This is a genomic window from Salmonella sp. 5800 (genome assembly GCF_046558195.1).
Taxonomy (GTDB): domain Bacteria; phylum Pseudomonadota; class Gammaproteobacteria; order Enterobacterales; family Enterobacteriaceae; genus Salmonella; species Salmonella enterica.
Window position 1 is genome coordinate 266,915 of record NZ_JBGDOX010000003.1, and the last position, 16,561, is coordinate 283,475.

Genomic DNA, 16,561 nt, shown 5'->3' on the forward strand with positions numbered 1-16,561 from the left:
ATATCAAGAGAATGCCAGGAACGGAGAAACGCATAGCAGCAGACCGGTAATAATAATCAGGTACAACGAAGCGCCTTTATATTTGTGCAATGCGGGAACCTTGTAGACCAACCATGCCGGAATTAAACAGCCCACCATACCGAAGATAGGGCTACAAATAGAGGTGAAGCTCAGTACCGGCGCGTTGAGCACAATGGCGCTCCAGGCCAGCAAAATAGCGAAAATCATAATGCCGCGCTGTACCAGATTTTCCTTAATCTTCTCGGCGGGCATTTTGCGGCGCAGGATATTCATCACAATGCCTTGCGTCGCTTCGCGGAATCCTAAATAAACGCCAAAGAAGGCGGTCATGACGGCAAAGATGTTCAGAATTACGCTAACCACTTTGACCCAGCCAGCGCCATCGCCGCTAATAAATTGCGCGGCGATCGCCAGGGCGGAAATATTCTGCTCATAGGCTTTCACCGCTTCGTCATGCCCCATCGCCAGGGTGAAGGAAACCGCATAGAAAAATACGGTAACGAACAGGATGCCAAACGCGATATTCATGGCACGCAGCGCTTTATGGCGTGCGACCTCAATAGATTTTTCGCGTGAACGGTAAGAGATCACCATTGGGCTTAACGTCTGGATAAATAAAATCGAGGTCAGCGTAAATGGCAGGGTAATAATGGCGTTTTTAATCAGCAGGGCCATCGGCGGCAGCGCGCCAATGTTATACAGATGCCACATACCCACCATAGAGACGCCCAGCGCCGCCACTACCAGTAGCTTGGTCAGCACCATGCCGGTGGAGATTTTGAACAGTAATTTTTCACCGCGTGAGGAAATCGCGACCAGGATGCAGATCAGCACCAGACCATAAAATGGACTATCGGAAAGTAATCCTTCCGTTACGCCGAAAGTATGCAGATAAGAGGCGCTGTCGTTAGTAATCGCCGTAGAATAGACGAACATCCAGATGACGAGCATTACAAAGTACAGCGCGCCTAATAAAATACCCCAGTTTTTGCCCAGATAGCCGCTGATCACGCTGGGGTAGTCTTTACATTCCGGGGATTCCGCCAGCGTATTAATAAACAGCCGCTGGAACAGGTACATGGCCGGATAACCAATAATAGAAGAGAGTAAAAAGACCCAAAGTCCCATCAGGCCAACCTGGACAGGAAGAAAAACGATCCCTGCGCCGATCGCCATCCCGATACTCATAATGACCCAGCCGGTGTCGGTACTATCAAATTTGATGGCTTCACGCCATTCGCTTTCTGTCATCCCTGCCCGACGCGCCGGGGCTGATGCGTCGAGGATTACGCTGGTATTACTAGCCGATTCCATAAAATTCTCGCTCAATGTGTAGGTAGAGGTTTTTTTTATTTTTCGTGCCGCAGCAAGGCGATATGCAGAACGTGAGGTGCAGGTACTTTCTTGTAATAAGAAAATCATACGCGCACGATAAGAGAAAAACTTACCAATAAAACGCCTGCATTTCTTGTGGGTTAAGAATTCTTTTCTATTTACTATTGGTTTAATGTTGTTATTTTCTCTATTTGACGCATATCACAACAAAAAAGGGCGCACGTTGGTGCGCCCTTTTCTCAGCTTCTGTCTTCTGCGTTATCCCATAGCCTGCTCACTCTGCGCCTGTCGGGCCTATCCACAAACGACTTTAATCGCCAGACCGCCGCGCGACGTCTCGCGATATTTGTCGTTCATGTCTTTACCCGTTTCGTACATGGTTTCGATCACTTTATCGAGCGAAACCCGCGGTTCAGAGGTACGGCGTAGCGCCATTCGCGCCGCATTTACCGCTTTAACGGCGTTAATCGCATTACGTTCAATACAAGGGATTTGTACCTGACCCGCCACCGGGTCACAGGTGAGGCCAAGGTTATGCTCCATCGCAATTTCCGCCGCAATACAGACCTGCGCCGGGCTGCCGCCCAGCAGTTCTGTCAGCCCCGCCGCCGCCATCGAACACGCGACGCCAACCTCACCCTGACACCCCACTTCCGCGCCGGATATCGAGGCGTTCATCTTGTACAGCATGCCAATCGCCCCCGCCGACAGCAGATAGCGGGCGATAGAGTTGGCATTGACCGGACGACGGAATTTGTCGTAATAGGCCAGCACCGCAGGAATAATGCCGCACGCGCCGTTGGTCGGCGCGGTGACCACTCGCCCGCCCGCCGCGTTCTCTTCGCTCACGGCCAGGGCGAACATGTTAATCCAGTCAATGACGTTCATCGGATCGCGGGAGAGATTATCGCTGGAGACCAGCAGACGCCGTAACGCTACCGCGCGGCGTGGAACGTTCAGCGGCCCCGGCAGCACGCCCTCAGTATTCATGCCACGTTCAATTCCGGTCGCCATCACCTGCCAGATGCGGGCAAAGCCAGCGTCAATCTGCTCTTTGCTCCGCAAAGCCAGTTCATTTTGCATCATCAGGCCAGAAACCGAGAGCCCCTGTCTTTCACACAGCGTCAATAGTTCGCTGGCGGAATGAAAATCATACGGCACCGATTTTTCTACGTCGTGCGACTGGCCAAAGCGTTCCTCTTCGACAATAAAGCCGCCGCCAATAGAGTAATACGTTTTGTGTAAAAGCGGCGTTTGTCCGTGCCAGGCGGTAATACGCATACCGTTTTCATGGCACGCCAGGGTTTCAGCGTGAAAGAAAATACTGTCGGCGACGGGAAAATCCACCACATGCGCGCCACCCGCCACCGATAAACGGCTGCTGCGGGCAACCTCCTGGATAAACGCCGGAATGCTATCAATATTGACATCCTGCGGCGTATTGCCCGCCAGGCCCATAATGACGGCGGTATCGGTCGCGTGGCCTTTGCCCGTCAGCGATAGCGATCCGTAAAGATCAACCGTGATGCGCGTCGTTCGCGGCAGGTCGCCGCTGTCGATCAGCCGATCGATAAAACATTTTCCTGCATTCATTGGCCCTACGGTATGGGAGCTTGAAGGTCCAATGCCAATCTTAAAAATATCAAATGCGCTAATCATATCTCCCCCTAAGATTACCGTTCAGTGAAGATCCGTCGCGGGGCGATCCACACGATCGCCCCGTTCACGTTACATCGCCTGAGTAAAGGTGCGCGAAATAACGTCCTGTTGCTGCTCACGAGTCAGCGCATTGAAGCGCACGGCATAGCCGGAAACGCGGATCGTCAGGTTCGGGTAGTTTTCCGGATGTTCAATCGCATCCAGCAACATTTCACGGTTCATCACATTGACGTTCAGATGCTGCCCGCCTTCTACCTGTGCTTCATGATGGAAATAGCCGTCCAGCAGGCCGACAAGATTGGTTTTCCGCACCGCATCTTCTTTCCCGAGCGCCGCAGGCACAATCGAGAAGGTGTATGAAATACCGTCTTTGGCGTAGGTAAACGGCAGTTTCGCCACCGACGTCAGCGAGGCTACCGCCCCTTTGCGGTCACGACCATGCATCGGGTTCGCCCCCGGCGCGAATGGCGTTCCGGCGCGGCGTCCATCCGGCGTATTGCCGGTCTTCTGCCCGTACACGACGTTCGAGGTGATGGTCAAAATGGACTGCGTCGGCACCGCACTGCGATACGTCGGCAACACGCTAATTTTTTGCATAAAGCGTTTCACCAGGTCGCAGGCGATGCTGTCCACGCGCTCATCGTTGTTGCCGTACTGCGGATACTCGCCTTCAATAGCAAAGTCGATGGCAAGGCCATTTTCGTCGCGGATCGGCTTCACCTGAGCGTACCTGATGGCGGACAGGGAATCCGCCGCCACCGACAGTCCGGCGATGCCGCACGCCATCGTCCGATACACATCACGGTCGTGCAGCGCCATCAGCGAAGCTTCATAGCTGTACTTATCGTGCATGTAGTGAATGATGTTCAGCGCGCTAATGTACTGCACCGCCAGCCAGTCCATAAAATGGTCGAGGCTCTCCATTACCGCGTCGTAATCCAGCACCTCATCCGTTAACGGCGCGGTTTTCGGCCCAACCTGGATTTTCAGTTTCTCGTCAACGCCGCCATTGATAGCGTACAGCAACGTTTTGGCAAGGTTGGCGCGCGCGCCGAAGAACTGCATCTGCTTACCGATGACCATCGGGCTGACGCAACAAGCGATGGCGTAATCGTCGCTGTTAAAGTCGGTACGCATTAAATCGTCGTTTTCATACTGCAAAGATGAGGTCACGATGGAGACCTGCGCAGCATATTTTTTGAATGCCACCGGCAACGCTTCTGACCACAGTATGGTCAGGTTCGGCTCCGGCGCTGGCCCCATCGTGTGCAGGGTATGCAGATAACGGAAGGAGTTCTTCGTCACCAGCGTGCGGCCATCAAGCCCCATCCCGCCAATAACTTCGGTGGCCCAGATCGGATCGCCGGAAAAGAGCGAGTCAAATTCCGGCGTGCGCAGGAAGCGCACCATGCGGATCTTCATGATGAAATGGTCGATCAGTTCCTGCGCCTGCTGCTCTGTCAGAAGGCCCGCGTTGAAATCGCGCTCAATGTAGATATCAAGGAACGAGGCGGTTCTTCCCAGCGACATTGCACCGCCATTTTGCGATTTTACCGCCGCCAGATAAGCGAAGTAGAGCCACTGTACCGCTTCCTGCGCGTTCCGCGCCGGGCGGGAGATATCATAGCCGTATTTCGCCGCCATCTCCTGCATTTGCAGCAGCGCGCGACGATGCTCCGCCAACTCCTCACGCAGGCGAATCGTCGCCTCAAGATTCTGTCCCTGCTCCAGATTCGACTGCAGATCGGCGAATTGCAGCTCGCGTTCGCGCACCAGATAACGGATGCCATACAGCGCGACGCGACGATAATCGCCAATAATGCGCCCGCGACCATAACCATCCGGCAAACCGGTTAATACGCCGGATTTACGGCAGCGCAGCATATCCGGCGAGTAAACATCGAATACGCCCTGATTATGGGTTTTCCGCAGGTCGGTAAAGGTATATTCAAAATCGGCGTCCATTTCGCGGCCATAAGCGTGGAATGAACTTTTAATCATGTTAACGCCGCCAAACGGATGCAAAGCGCGTTTAAGCGGCTTATCCGTTTGTAAACCGACGATTTTTTCCAGATCTTTTTCAATATATCCCGCATCGTGCGCGGTAATCGTCGTCGCGATGTTGGTATCGAAATCCACCGGCGCATGGGTCGCGTTCTCGATACGTATTCCCGCCATCACCTTTTCCCACAACGCCGTGGTCGCTGGCGTCGCGTCGGCGAGAAAAGATTCATCCCCCTCATAGGGCGTATAGTTATGCTGAATAAAATCACGGACATTAATTTCTTCTTTCCAGTCCGTACCTTTAAAATCACGCCATGCTTCGGCATACAGCATATCGCTGGTATCGATATTTACCTTCATGAAAAATAATCTCTCTACAGAACAACCGTTAAGTTATGCAAATTCCACTGGTGCTTTCACGTTGCCTAAATGAATGGCATCAAGGGCAATCATTTTCTCTTCATTCGTGGGAATAACAGCGCAAATAACCTGAGAAGGGTTAGCGGAAATAATACGCTCGCCGTGAGAGTTCGGCTGCTTATTCATTTCAACGTCTAACGTAAGCCCCAGTACGCCCAGATGTTCAATTACCAACTGGCGAATTAATACTGAATTTTCACCAATACCACCGGTAAAAATAATGCCATCCAGCCGATGTAACGATGCCGCGTGTCCGGCAATATGACGGGCGATACGGTGGACAAATGTTTTTATCGCTAACCGGGCGCGCTCATGTCCTTCGTGCCAGGCTTTTTCCAGGACTCTAAGGTCGGATGACAACCCGGAGATGCCGAGCAAACCGGACTCTTTATTCACCACTCGCTCCAGATCGCTCAACGTCTGCCCGGTTTCTTTGGCTATCCACGCCATCGCGCCGAAATCAACGTCGCCGCTGCGAGTACCCATCATCAGCCCCTCAAGCGGCGTCATCCCCATTGAGGTATCCACGCTCTGACCATTGCGTACCGCGCAGATAGACGCCCCATTGCCCAGATGCGCGACAATCAGACCCGAGTTTTTTTCATCGAGGTCAAGCAGTTCATACGCGCGCCGCGAAACATAGCGATGCGACGTACCGTGAAAGCCGTAGCGACGCACACCCAGACTGGAAAAATACTCCCACGGCAATCCGTATAAATAGGCTTCCGGCGCCAGCGTCTGGTGGAAACTGGTATCAAATACCGCCACCTGACGCACGGCCGGGAAAAGGCGCCGCGCCGCGTCAATGCCGCTTAAATTAGCGTAATTATGCAGCGGCGCTAAAGGCGATACCCGACGAATATTATCGATAATCTCATCGGTAATAATGACGGACTGCGTAAATAGCTCTCCACCGTGCGCGATACGGTGACCAATTAATGCCACGCTATCCGTTAAATCACGTTTTTCCAGCTCAAAGGCAATGGCTTTTAACGCGTCCTCATAATTAGAGTGCGCGAGGTTTATCGGCTTATCGCCATTAATAGATAAAAAGGCGTTTTCAGTATTCATTCCATCTGCTATTCCCGCCATTAAAACATCACAGGTAGCGACATCCAGTACAGAGAATTTGATAGAAGATGATCCGCAATTAATGACCAGAACGACCGGAAATTCATTCATGTAGTGCCTCCGTCGATGTCAGCCTGCGTCCGCGCCCTGGGGGCGGAATGCAGGCTAAACGTGAGGATTAGAACAATTTATAGACAATATTCAGGATGGTCAGCAGACCAATCAGGGTGACGAACACGTTATCCAGACGACCACGGTACTTCGCCAGCGACGGCGCTTTACGAATGGCGTACATCGGCAGCAGGCATAACAGCGAGGCGATAATCGGCGCGCCCATCGCTTCAATCAGGTCCAGAATGTTCGGGTTTGCGTAAGCTACGACCCAGGTAGACCCCATAATGAAGATCATACTGATGGTATTAAGCTTGCCCATAGAGACTTTGGTTTTATCGCCTTTATAACCAAATTTCAGCACCAGGCCGTTCAGCCCTTCCAGCGTCCCCAGGTAGTGGCCGAAGAAAGATTTGAAAATAGCAACCAGCGCGATGATAGACGCGCCATACTCCAGCACCGTTGCAAAAGTGGATTTTGTCCCCGACAAAGAGGCGAAATGGTTGGCCAGGTAGGAAAGTACCGGAATGTTCTGCGCTTTCGCATCCGCCATGTTCTGCGGGGAGAGCGTAAACAGACAGCTAAAGGCGAAGAACATCACCACGGCGACCATCAGCATACTGGCGCGCGAGATGATCTGTGAACATTTACGCTCGGTAAATTCGCGGCCAAACTCTTTCTCATACTCTTCACGCTTAGACACCACGAAGGAAGAGACGATGGGCGAAAAGTTAAAGGAGAACACCATGATAGAGATGCCCAGCCACACCGTAACCAGTATGCCATCATGCCCGGTCAGCGCGATATTACTGAGATCAACCTGATCGATAACCGCCGAGTTCCAGTAAGGAATCAGCGATAATGAGATTAGCACCAGGCTGGCGATAAACGGCCATACCAGGTAACTCATCACCTTAACCATCAGATCTTTACCAAACCAGATCACAAAGGCCATCAGCAGCAGCAAGAACAGCGCCACGAAACCGCGATTCAACGCTGGCATCTGCAACTGGTTTTCCCAAAACGTCATGAACGTGTTAGTAATGGTGACGCCATAAATCCACAGCAGCGGACAAATCGCAAAGAAGTAAAGGAACGTGATAACTACCCCGCCCGTTTTACCAAAGTGCTCTTCGACCGTTTCCGTAATATTGCCGGACGGATTAGATCCGGATAAACACAGACGCGCCAGCGCCCGGTGACAATAGAACGCAATGGGGTAAGCTAAAACCAGCATCAGCAGAATGGGGATAAGCCCGCCAAACCCGGCGCGGATAGGGAAAAACAGCACCCCGGCGCCAATGGCGGTACCAAATAAACCCAGCGTCCACGTCGTGTCCGATTTACGCCATGACGACTGTTTTGCCTGGCTGGATACAATGCTATCAGTAGTACTCATATCCTATCCTCACGAAAAGATTAAGCGTCAACTAAACCCGTAATTTGTGATACACGAGAAAGATCGATATTGCCGCCAGAAATAATACTGACCGTTTTTCTGTTCTGAATATGGCTATCTAATTTCCCGCTTAATAGTGCGGCGCAGGCCAGTGCGCCAGCGCCTTCAGTAATAACCTTATTGCGCTGAATTAAAGCGATCATGCTGTTACGAATTTCATCTTCGCTAACCAGAACAATGTCATCGACTAATTCACGAACAATTTCATAGGTTAAATTACCCGGGCGGGAGACATCACAACCATCCGCCAGGGTGCCGGTCGTTCGGTGCGCGGTTATTTCGCCAGCGTAATAAGACGCCGCCATACCGTGAACATTTTCGGCCTGTACGCCGATAACTTTAATGGTCGGGTTAATCGATTTAATCGCAATGGCAATACCTGCAATTAAACCGCCGCCGCCAATAGGCACGATGACATTATCGACATCGTACAGATCTTCCATAATTTCCAGACCAATAGTACCCTGTCCGGCAATAACTTTTGGATCGTCGTAAGGCGGAATAAAAATGCGGCCTTCGGTTTCGACAATTTCACTCACCTTAGCAATGGTGTCATTGAAGTTGTCACCGTGGAGCACCACTTCCGCCGAATAATCACAGGTGGCCGCCACTTTTGACTTTGGCGCGCCCTTCGGCATCACGACTTTGCCGTCAATACCCAGCATTGCGCAAGAAAGAGAAACGCCCTGTGCATGATTACCTGCGGAACAGGCCACGACGCCTTTACGTTTTTCCGCCTCCGTTAACGAGCTAAGTTTGTTAAAAGCGCCACGAATTTTAAATGAACCCGTACGCTGCATATTTTCAAACTTGAGAAATATTTCGCCTTTGCAACGTTCACTAAAATAGTTAGAGCGAGGCATTCCCGTTTTATATATCTTCCCCGCCAGTCTTTTTTTCGCTTCGAGGATATCTTCAATTGCAACCGGGAGATCGTATGTAATGTGCATTATAACCTCTTAACCTGGGTATTAAAAATAAGTTACCGTTGCCCACTGTTCAAAAGAAACAGGTGACGTCAATTTCGCTAAATATGTTTATTCCATATCATTTAATTTCTATTAACTGCCTGCGTCTGCATCCATTATATGATGAATATTGCTTAGCCAATTCTACTAATACTGAAGCGGCTTTTTTGATACGATAATTTTTAGACCATACCGCCGCATAACGTGCGACGGGTAACGTGTCTTTTATGGGTATCGTGATAAATTGATTAGAGCCAAAAGGCGTGGTCATATCGCAGGGAATAACAGTTAAGAAATCAGCATTGAGAACAAGATTATATATTGTGACAACGGAATCTGTTTTAACAATGTTTTCGATGCTGATGCCATTTCGTTGTAGAGTGGTGAGTAATTCGCTGTAGTAGCCCATATTCGTTTGCGGCAACACCCACTGTTCGTCTTTTAACGACTCCAGTGTGATGGTGCCGGTGCATGTTCGGGACTTGCTGGCTACCAGGACAAACTCTGATTCAAACAGCGGCTCGACATGCAGATCCTGTAGCTGCATTTCATTACTGAGCGTACCGATAGCAAAGTCCAGCCGCCCGTCGCGCAGGGCCGGCAGGAATGAAGAGAGCTGGGCTTCGTACATGGATACCTGCGCTTTTGGAAATACCTCTTTGAACTTATGAATCATATCGGACATGAAGGTAAAGCCAATCAGCGAAGGAAAACCAAACGAGACGTCGACAACGGTATTGCACGTCATACTGTTCATCTCGTTGATCATGTTTTTCATTTCGCGGGTGATAGATTCAGACCAGGAAAGCAGTACCTGTCCCGCTTCGGTCAACGTAACGCCGGTATTTTTGCGTACAATTAGCTCAACGCCAAAATAGGCCTCAACATCGCTAATGATTTTACTGACGGCGGGTTGGGTTAACCCTAACGATTTTGCGGCAGAACCGATAGAACCACTTCTAATGACTTCCTGAAAGACCACCAAATGCTGTGTTTTAGGGAGAACAAGAGTATTCATATCTACCGCTCTGAAATAACATTGTGAACGGCAGGAAGTGTAGCAAATTAAATCTTAAAGGTTATGTGCGACCACTCACAAATTAACTTACCACAATTTTTACATGGTCTTTATTAAATAAAGAAAACCCATTACTTCAATTAGTTACAAAAACAAAACAGCAACTTAGCCTGATTTCAATCAAAAAATAGGGTCGGGATAACGATATATTATGGCGATAACCAGCCTATTTTATCTCCTATTTTCGACATCCCATGAAGACGATATTTCAATCAATTACGGGACATTTTATCGGCAATTCCAGCGTTAAATTTAAAGCGTAATTTCTCAAATTTAAGTATAAACCGAAGGTAAATGCGCTTAAAAACCGTTACGCGTCACATTTTTTTACCTTATTTGTTTGCAAAGAAACATTTAATAAAATTTTAACCAAAATATTTCATACATTTAATTTTCATTTACAACAAATAATTTACACCACTTTCTTGCTGTTTTTCAGGATGTAATTTTGTGAAAGAAATCGATTGCTTTTCACTTCAACTAAAAAGAGCGCAATCCATAGCGTTTTGTGTTTCTCATCACAAAAACGAATAATATTATGTCACCACGGCTGTCAATTAATTGCCGGATGGTGACGCTGGCGTCTTCTGCAACCTCTATACCCTTCACCGGCCTGATAAGCAAAAACCCGCCGAAGCGGGTTTTATGAAGAGGTGAAACTGACCGATAAGCCGCTTTCTTTCGGGTATAGCGTCGTGGACAGCCATTCATCCTGCCGCCCGGTAAAAGCAAAAACCCGCCGAAGCGGGTTTTATGAAGAAGTGAAACTGACCGATAAGCCGCTTTCTTTTGGGTATAGCGTCGTGGACAGTCACTCATCCTGCCGCCCTGTAAAAGCAAAAACCCGCCGAAGCGGGTTTTATGAAGAAGTGAAACTGACCGATAAGCCGGGTTCTGTCGTGGACAGTCATTCATCTAGGCCAGCAATCGCTCACTGGCTCAAGCAGCCTACCCGGGTTCAGTACGGGCCGTACCTTATGAACCCCTATTTGGCCTTGCTCCGGGTGGAGTTTACCGTGCCACGGACTGTTACCAGCCGCGCGGTGCGCTCTTACCGCACCCTTTCACCCTTACCTGATCCCACTTACGTGGGCCATCGGCGGTTTGCTCTCTGTTGCACTGGTCGTGGGTTTCCCCCCCAGGCGTTACCTGGCACCCTGCCCTATGGAGCCCGGACTTTCCTCCCCTCCGCCCGTCTCCCCGAAAGGACGACGACGAAGCGGCGACTGTCTGGTCAGCTTCGGCGCGCAGTATAGAGGGTTCGCGCGACTTTGTCACCCTGCGCTGCGCATTCCTATCGCCAGAGCGGCAGCAACATTTCTGGATGCCCGATAAATATTGTCAAAAGCGCCCCGAAAAGCCTCCTCCAGCGTCACGATGCGCGTGAGTACGCTAAAGACAGCGTCGATGCCATAGTGATGCACTATCCCTACATCGTGCGTCAGGCTGCCGGCAATGCCAATCACTGGCTTATGATATTTTTTCGCCACATTCGCGACGCCAATCGGCACTTTACCGCGAATACTTTGGCTATCAATCCGTCCTTCTCCCGTCACCACCAGCGTACAGTCGTGGATATGCTCCTCCAGGTTCAGTGCCGCCGTGACAATTTCGATCCCGCTGCGTAATTCCGCACCGAGAAAAGCCATTAACGCCGCCCCCATACCGCCTGCCGCGCCTGCGCCGGGCGCCGCCTTTACGTCGACATTCAGCGATTTTTTTATGATGTCGGCATAGTGAGCAAGATTTCTGTCCAGCTCAACAATGTTCTCTTCGGTCGCGCCTTTCTGCGGCCCAAAAATTCGTGATGCGCCGTTGTCGCCGATCAGAGGATTAGAGACATCGCAAGCGACACGAATAGCACAGAGTTTTAAACGGGGATCGAGCTCTGAAATATCAATGTCGCTTAGACAATGAAGGCTTCCGCCACCGTAACCGATATCCGCGCCGTTTGCATCGCGCAGTTTTGCGCCTAACGCCTGCATCATCCCTGCGCCGCCGTCATTTGTCGCGCTGCCGCCAATGCCGATAATGATATTGCTTGCGCCGCTTTCCAGCGCCTGCAATATCAGCTCCCCCGTTCCCCGCGAGGTAGTAATCAAAGGGTTGCGTTTTTCTGGCGGAACCAGCGCCAGTCCGCTGGCCGCCGCCATTTCAATAAACGCGGTTTTACCATCCCCGGACATTCCCCAGCAGGCTTTCACTTTTTCACCCAACGGCCCGGTCACCCATGCGGCGCGTTCAACGCCCTGCGTCGCGGCAATCATGGCTTCGACCGTTCCTTCACCGCCATCGGCAACCGGAACAGAGACATATTGCGCATCGGGGAAAATTTCCCGAAATCCTTTTTCTATCGCCTGCGCTACCTCGGCGGCAGAAAGGCTTTCTTTGTAGGAGTCGGGGGCAATTACGATTTTCATAGTGGTAGCCTGTTACTGCACAACGCCGGATGGCGTTTCACTTATCCAGCCTGAAATTCAGGCCCGGATCGCTACACGCCATCCGGGCACAACGTCGTTAGCGAGTGACTTCCACTTTCGCCAGTTTTTCGTAGTAGCACGCCAGCGCGCTATGGTCGTCATTACCGTGTCCATCCGCGCGTAACGCCTGCATCATTTCCATAACGGCGGCGGTCAGCGGGAGCTGCGCGCCAACGCCGTGGGAGGTATCCAGCGCATTCGCCAGATCTTTAATGTGCAGATCGATACGGAAACCTGGTTTAAAGTTTCGGTCCATGACCATCGGCGCTTTCGCATCCAGTACCGTGCTGCCAGCCAGACCGCCGCGAATCGCCTGATAGACCAGATCCGGGTTGACGCCCGCTTTAGTCGCCAGCGTCAGCGCTTCAGACATGGCGGCGATATTCAACGCCACGATCACCTGGTTAGCCAGTTTTGTGACGTTGCCTGCGCCGATATCGCCGGTATGCACCACGGAACCCGCCATCGCTTTCATCAGGTCGTAGTACTTGTCGAAAATGGCTTTATCGCCCCCCACCATCACCGACAGCGTGCCATCAATCGCCTTCGGCTCGCCGCCGCTGACCGGCGCATCCAACATCTCAACGCCCTTCGCCTTCAGCGCATCGCTGATTTCACGGCTTGCCAGCGGCGCGATAGAACTCATATCAATCAATACGGTTCCCGGCTTCGCGCCTTCGATGATACCGTTCTCGCCCAGCGCAACCTCTTTCACATGCGGAGAGTTAGGCAGCATCGTGATGATGACGTCACACTGTTCAGCGATCGCCTTCGCCGTAGAGGCCGTTTCCGCGCCTGCGGCAATGACGTCGGCAATCGCTTCAGGATTACGATCGGACACCACCAGCGAATACCCTGCTTTCAGTAAGTTTTTGCTCATGGGCTTACCCATGATGCCTAAGCCAATAAAGCCAACTTTCATCGTCATAGCGTTCTCTCTTTCCATACCAGGATTATTTTTTAAAGGTGTCGGCAAGCTTCTGCGTGCTGGCGCGGAATGCGCCTAAATCGCTGCCAACGGCGACAAAGGTCGCGCCCCATTCCAGATAACGGCGGGCATCCGCCTCTACCGGCGCCAGAATGCCGCACGGTTTACCGTGCGCTTTAGCGCGGGCGAAAATATGTTGAATCGTCTGCTGCACGTCAGGGTGAGAAGCATTGCCGAGATGACCCAGCGCGGCGGCCAGATCGCTTGGGCCGACAAAAATGCCATCAACGCCTTCCGTTGCGGCGATGGCATCAACATTGTCGACACCCAACTGGCTTTCGATTTGAACAATAATGGTGATGTTTTTGTTCGACTGCGCAAAGTAATCAGGCACCGTACCGAACATATTCGCGCGGTGAGAAACGGAGACGCCGCGAATGCCTTCCGGCGGGTAACGCGTCGAGGCGACGGCGCGAGCCGCTTCCTCTTGCGTTTCAACAAAGGGGATCAGGAAGTTATAAAACCCAATATCCAGCATCCGTTTGATAATGACCGGTTCATTGGTTGGCACACGTACTACAGGCGCGCTGGCGCTGCCTTTCAATGCCATTAACTGCGGAATTAAGGTGGTCACATCGTTCGGCGCATGTTCGCCATCCAGCACCAGCCAGTCAAATCCCGCCAGACCGAGAACTTCGGTGGTGATTGGGCTTGCCAGTGCAGACCAGCAGCCAATCTGCACCTGTTGCGCCGCCAGCGCCGCTTTAAACTTATTCGGGAAAATAGCGTTATTCATCGCTTATACCTTCGCTTATTTCTTTAATTCTCTACATGTGATGCCGCCACCATAACTTATAGCAACGACAATAAAATGCTTATCTGAAATCAGAATGGGTCTCCGCATTCTATTTCTAATGTGGTACACATCCTGTAGCACAATATACCGTTCTGATATCTTTATCGTCTTTTATTATTATCATGGTATTTTCAAATAACTCGTCAGATACACTGAATTCGCCATTCAGTATAAACAGCCTATGGCGGATAATCATTGTGCAAACGCTCATTAAAAAGGGATTGTTTAACGCTTATTTTTGAGCATACGCCCATGATACTGGGCGCTAATGCACACATTTACGCTTTACCCGGCCTGCATAAAAAATTTCATAATTTGCGGTGATCTGGATCACATTCTTATATTTATACTCCTGTCATTCTTATTTCATTATGCATGAACTTTATTTCTTATATTGAGATTTAACGATTTAACCATAACCAAAATAGATAATCCTATTTCTATCATCCAGGCTGGAGAATGTTGAACAATGGCCAATATCGAAATTCGCCAGGAATCGCCATCGGCGTTTTATATAAAAGTACATGAAACCGATAATGTCGCAATTATTGTTAATGACCACGGTCTTAAAGCAGGAACACGTTTTCCGGATGGCCTGGAACTGACTGAACATATTCCGCAAGGCCATAAAGTCGCTCTGACGGATATCCCCGCTCACGGCGAAATCATCCGTTATGGCGAAGTCATCGGTTATGCGGTACGCAACATCCCGCGCGGAAGCTGGATCGACGAGTCGCTGGTTGAACTGCCAAAAGCGCCGCCGCTGAATACGCTACCGCTGGCGACCAAAGTACCGGAACCGCTGCCGCCGCTGGAAGGCTACACGTTTGAGGGCTATCGTAACGCCGATGGCAGCGTCGGCACCAAAAATCTGCTTGGCATTACCACCAGCGTGCACTGTGTGGCGGGCGTGGTCGATTATGTGGTGAAAGTAATTGAGCGCGATCTGCTGCCCAAATACCCGAATGTCGATGGCGTTGTAGGGCTAAACCATCTGTACGGCTGCGGCGTGGCAATCAACGCGCCGGCGGCGGTCGTGCCGATTCGCACAATTCATAACATCGCGCTCAACCCCAATTTTGGCGGCGAAGTGATGGTGATTGGCCTCGGTTGCGAAAAACTGCAGCCGGAACGACTGCTGGAAGGCACCGAGGATGTCCCCGCCATCGCCGTTGAAAGCGCCAGTATTGTGCGTTTACAGGACGAGCAGCATGTCGGCTTTAAATCAATGGTCGACGATATTTTGCAGGTCGCCGAACGCCATCTGACGAAACTGAACCAGCGCCAGCGCGAAACCTGCCCGGCCTCCGAGCTGGTCGTCGGGATGCAGTGTGGCGGCAGCGATGCGTTTTCCGGCGTCACGGCAAACCCGGCGGTGGGTTATGCTTCCGATCTGCTGGTACGCTGCGGCGCGACCGTCATGTTCTCGGAGGTCACCGAAGTGCGCGATGCCATTCATCTTCTGACGCCGCGCGCCATCAACGAAGCCGTGGGTAAACGCCTGCTGGATGAAATGGCCTGGTACGATAACTACCTTGATATGGGGAAAACCGATCGCAGCGCTAACCCGTCCCCTGGCAACAAAAAAGGCGGCCTGGCGAACGTCGTGGAAAAAGCGTTGGGCTCTATCGCTAAATCGGGTAAGAGCGCCATTGTCGAAGTATTGTCGCCGGGCCAGCGCCCCACCAAACGCGGCCTGATTTACGCCGCGACGCCCGCCAGCGATTTCGTCTGCGGCACGCAGCAGGTCGCTTCCGGCATTACCGTACAGGTCTTTACCACCGGACGCGGCACGCCTTACGGGCTGATGGCGGTGCCGGTCATTAAAATGGCGACGCGTACCGAGCTGGCGAACCGCTGGTATGACTTAATGGATATCAATGCAGGCACCATCGCCACGGGTGAAGAGACAATCGAAGATGTGGGCTGGAAGCTGTTTCACTTTATTCTCGATGTCGCCAGCGGCCGGAAAAAGACTTTCTCGGACCAGTGGGGATTGCATAACCAGCTGGCGATATTTAACCCGGCGCCAGTGACCTGATCCAGTCAGTACCCTTCTCCGACCAGGGTATAACCGCATAATCTGTAGACCGGGTAAGCGCCAGCGCTACCCGGTATTTTTTCGCCCTTAGTCTGTAGCCTGAAGTATGTCTGCCCGACATGCTTTTTTT

General features: G+C 51.3%; 12 protein-coding genes and 1 other RNA gene. 1 reads left to right on the forward strand and 12 read right to left on the reverse strand.

What is annotated here, in order from left to right; translation table 11 throughout:
• Positions 1-3: 3 nt before the first annotated feature.
• The 12 genes from ACLJZ5_RS08585 to garL all read right to left on the reverse strand — a co-directional run bounded on the left by ACLJZ5_RS08585 (position 4) and on the right by garL (position 14,330).
• Entirely contained in the window at positions 4-1,335 is a 1,332-nt protein-coding gene (locus tag ACLJZ5_RS08585) for an amino acid permease (RefSeq protein ID WP_000443187.1), read from the reverse strand.
• A 315-nt stretch (positions 1,336-1,650) separates the two neighbouring features.
• Positions 1,651-3,015, reverse strand: coding sequence for an L-serine ammonia-lyase (gene tdcG / locus ACLJZ5_RS08590; RefSeq protein WP_024797474.1), 1,365 nt, complete (start codon positions 3,013-3,015; stop codon positions 1,651-1,653).
• Between the two features lie 69 nt (positions 3,016-3,084).
• A complete protein-coding gene (gene pflB / locus ACLJZ5_RS08595) occupies positions 3,085-5,379 on the reverse strand; it encodes a formate C-acetyltransferase (protein WP_024797475.1) in 2,295 nt (764 codons plus the stop codon).
• Between the two features lie 33 nt (positions 5,380-5,412).
• Positions 5,413-6,621 carry a propionate kinase gene (gene tdcD / locus ACLJZ5_RS08600; RefSeq protein WP_001001857.1) on the reverse strand — a complete coding sequence of 403 codons (1,209 nt, stop codon included), beginning with the start codon at positions 6,619-6,621 and terminating at the stop codon, positions 5,413-5,415.
• A gap of 67 nt (positions 6,622-6,688) precedes the next feature.
• Positions 6,689-8,020, reverse strand: a complete 1,332-nt coding sequence (tdcC, locus tag ACLJZ5_RS08605) for a threonine/serine transporter TdcC (protein ID WP_000108129.1) — start codon at positions 8,018-8,020, stop codon at positions 6,689-6,691.
• Positions 8,021-8,040: 20 nt separating this feature from the next.
• Positions 8,041-9,030, reverse strand: a complete 990-nt coding sequence (gene tdcB / locus ACLJZ5_RS08610) for a bifunctional threonine ammonia-lyase/L-serine ammonia-lyase TdcB (RefSeq protein ID WP_000548366.1) — start codon at positions 9,028-9,030, stop codon at positions 8,041-8,043.
• Positions 9,031-9,127: 97 nt separating this feature from the next.
• Positions 9,128-10,066, reverse strand: coding sequence for a transcriptional regulator TdcA (gene tdcA, locus ACLJZ5_RS08615; protein WP_001534138.1), 939 nt, complete (start codon positions 10,064-10,066; stop codon positions 9,128-9,130).
• Between the two features lie 540 nt (positions 10,067-10,606).
• A complete protein-coding gene (locus tag ACLJZ5_RS08620; RefSeq protein ID WP_170915682.1) occupies positions 10,607-10,945 on the reverse strand; it encodes a hypothetical protein in 339 nt (112 codons plus the stop codon).
• Between the two features lie 48 nt (positions 10,946-10,993).
• Positions 10,994-11,368: RNase P RNA component class A (gene rnpB, locus ACLJZ5_RS08625), an RNA gene on the reverse strand.
• Positions 11,369-11,400: 32 nt separating this feature from the next.
• Positions 11,401-12,546 (reverse strand): glycerate 2-kinase, encoded by a 1,146-nt coding sequence (garK, locus tag ACLJZ5_RS08630; protein WP_000706458.1) that lies wholly within the window; start codon positions 12,544-12,546, stop codon positions 11,401-11,403.
• 97 nt (positions 12,547-12,643) lie between these two features.
• Positions 12,644-13,534, reverse strand: coding sequence for a 2-hydroxy-3-oxopropionate reductase (gene garR / locus ACLJZ5_RS08635; RefSeq protein WP_000178106.1), 891 nt, complete (start codon positions 13,532-13,534; stop codon positions 12,644-12,646).
• 25 nt (positions 13,535-13,559) lie between these two features.
• A complete protein-coding gene (garL, locus tag ACLJZ5_RS08640) occupies positions 13,560-14,330 on the reverse strand; it encodes a 2-dehydro-3-deoxyglucarate aldolase (protein WP_001057715.1) in 771 nt (256 codons plus the stop codon).
• A gap of 529 nt (positions 14,331-14,859) precedes the next feature.
• Here garL and garD point away from each other — a divergent pair.
• Positions 14,860-16,431 (forward strand): galactarate dehydratase, encoded by a 1,572-nt coding sequence (gene garD, locus ACLJZ5_RS08645; RefSeq protein ID WP_024797476.1) that lies wholly within the window; start codon positions 14,860-14,862, stop codon positions 16,429-16,431.
• The last annotated feature ends 130 nt before the right edge of the window (positions 16,432-16,561 follow it).

Excerpts from the sequence above, each read along its gene's own strand:
- ACLJZ5_RS08585 (WP_000443187.1), bottom strand. The coding sequence starts at position 1,335 with ATGGAATCGGCTAGTAATACCAGCGTAATCCTCGACGCATCAGCCCCG.
- tdcG (WP_024797474.1), bottom strand. The coding sequence starts at position 3,015 with ATGATTAGCGCATTTGATATTTTTAAGATTGGCATTGGACCTTCAAGC.
- pflB (WP_024797475.1), bottom strand. The coding sequence starts at position 5,379 with ATGAAGGTAAATATCGATACCAGCGATATGCTGTATGCCGAAGCATGG.
- tdcD (WP_001001857.1), bottom strand. The coding sequence starts at position 6,621 with ATGAATGAATTTCCGGTCGTTCTGGTCATTAATTGCGGATCATCTTCT.
- tdcC (WP_000108129.1), bottom strand. The coding sequence starts at position 8,020 with ATGAGTACTACTGATAGCATTGTATCCAGCCAGGCAAAACAGTCGTCA.
- tdcB (WP_000548366.1), bottom strand. The coding sequence starts at position 9,030 with ATGCACATTACATACGATCTCCCGGTTGCAATTGAAGATATCCTCGAA.
- tdcA (WP_001534138.1), bottom strand. The coding sequence starts at position 10,066 with ATGAATACTCTTGTTCTCCCTAAAACACAGCATTTGGTGGTCTTTCAG.
- ACLJZ5_RS08620 (WP_170915682.1), bottom strand. The coding sequence starts at position 10,945 with ATGAGTGACTGTCCACGACGCTATACCCAAAAGAAAGCGGCTTATCGG.
- garK (WP_000706458.1), bottom strand. The coding sequence starts at position 12,546 with ATGAAAATCGTAATTGCCCCCGACTCCTACAAAGAAAGCCTTTCTGCC.
- garR (WP_000178106.1), bottom strand. The coding sequence starts at position 13,534 with ATGACGATGAAAGTTGGCTTTATTGGCTTAGGCATCATGGGTAAGCCC.
- garL (WP_001057715.1), bottom strand. The coding sequence starts at position 14,330 with ATGAATAACGCTATTTTCCCGAATAAGTTTAAAGCGGCGCTGGCGGCG.
- garD (WP_024797476.1), top strand. The coding sequence starts at position 14,860 with ATGGCCAATATCGAAATTCGCCAGGAATCGCCATCGGCGTTTTATATA.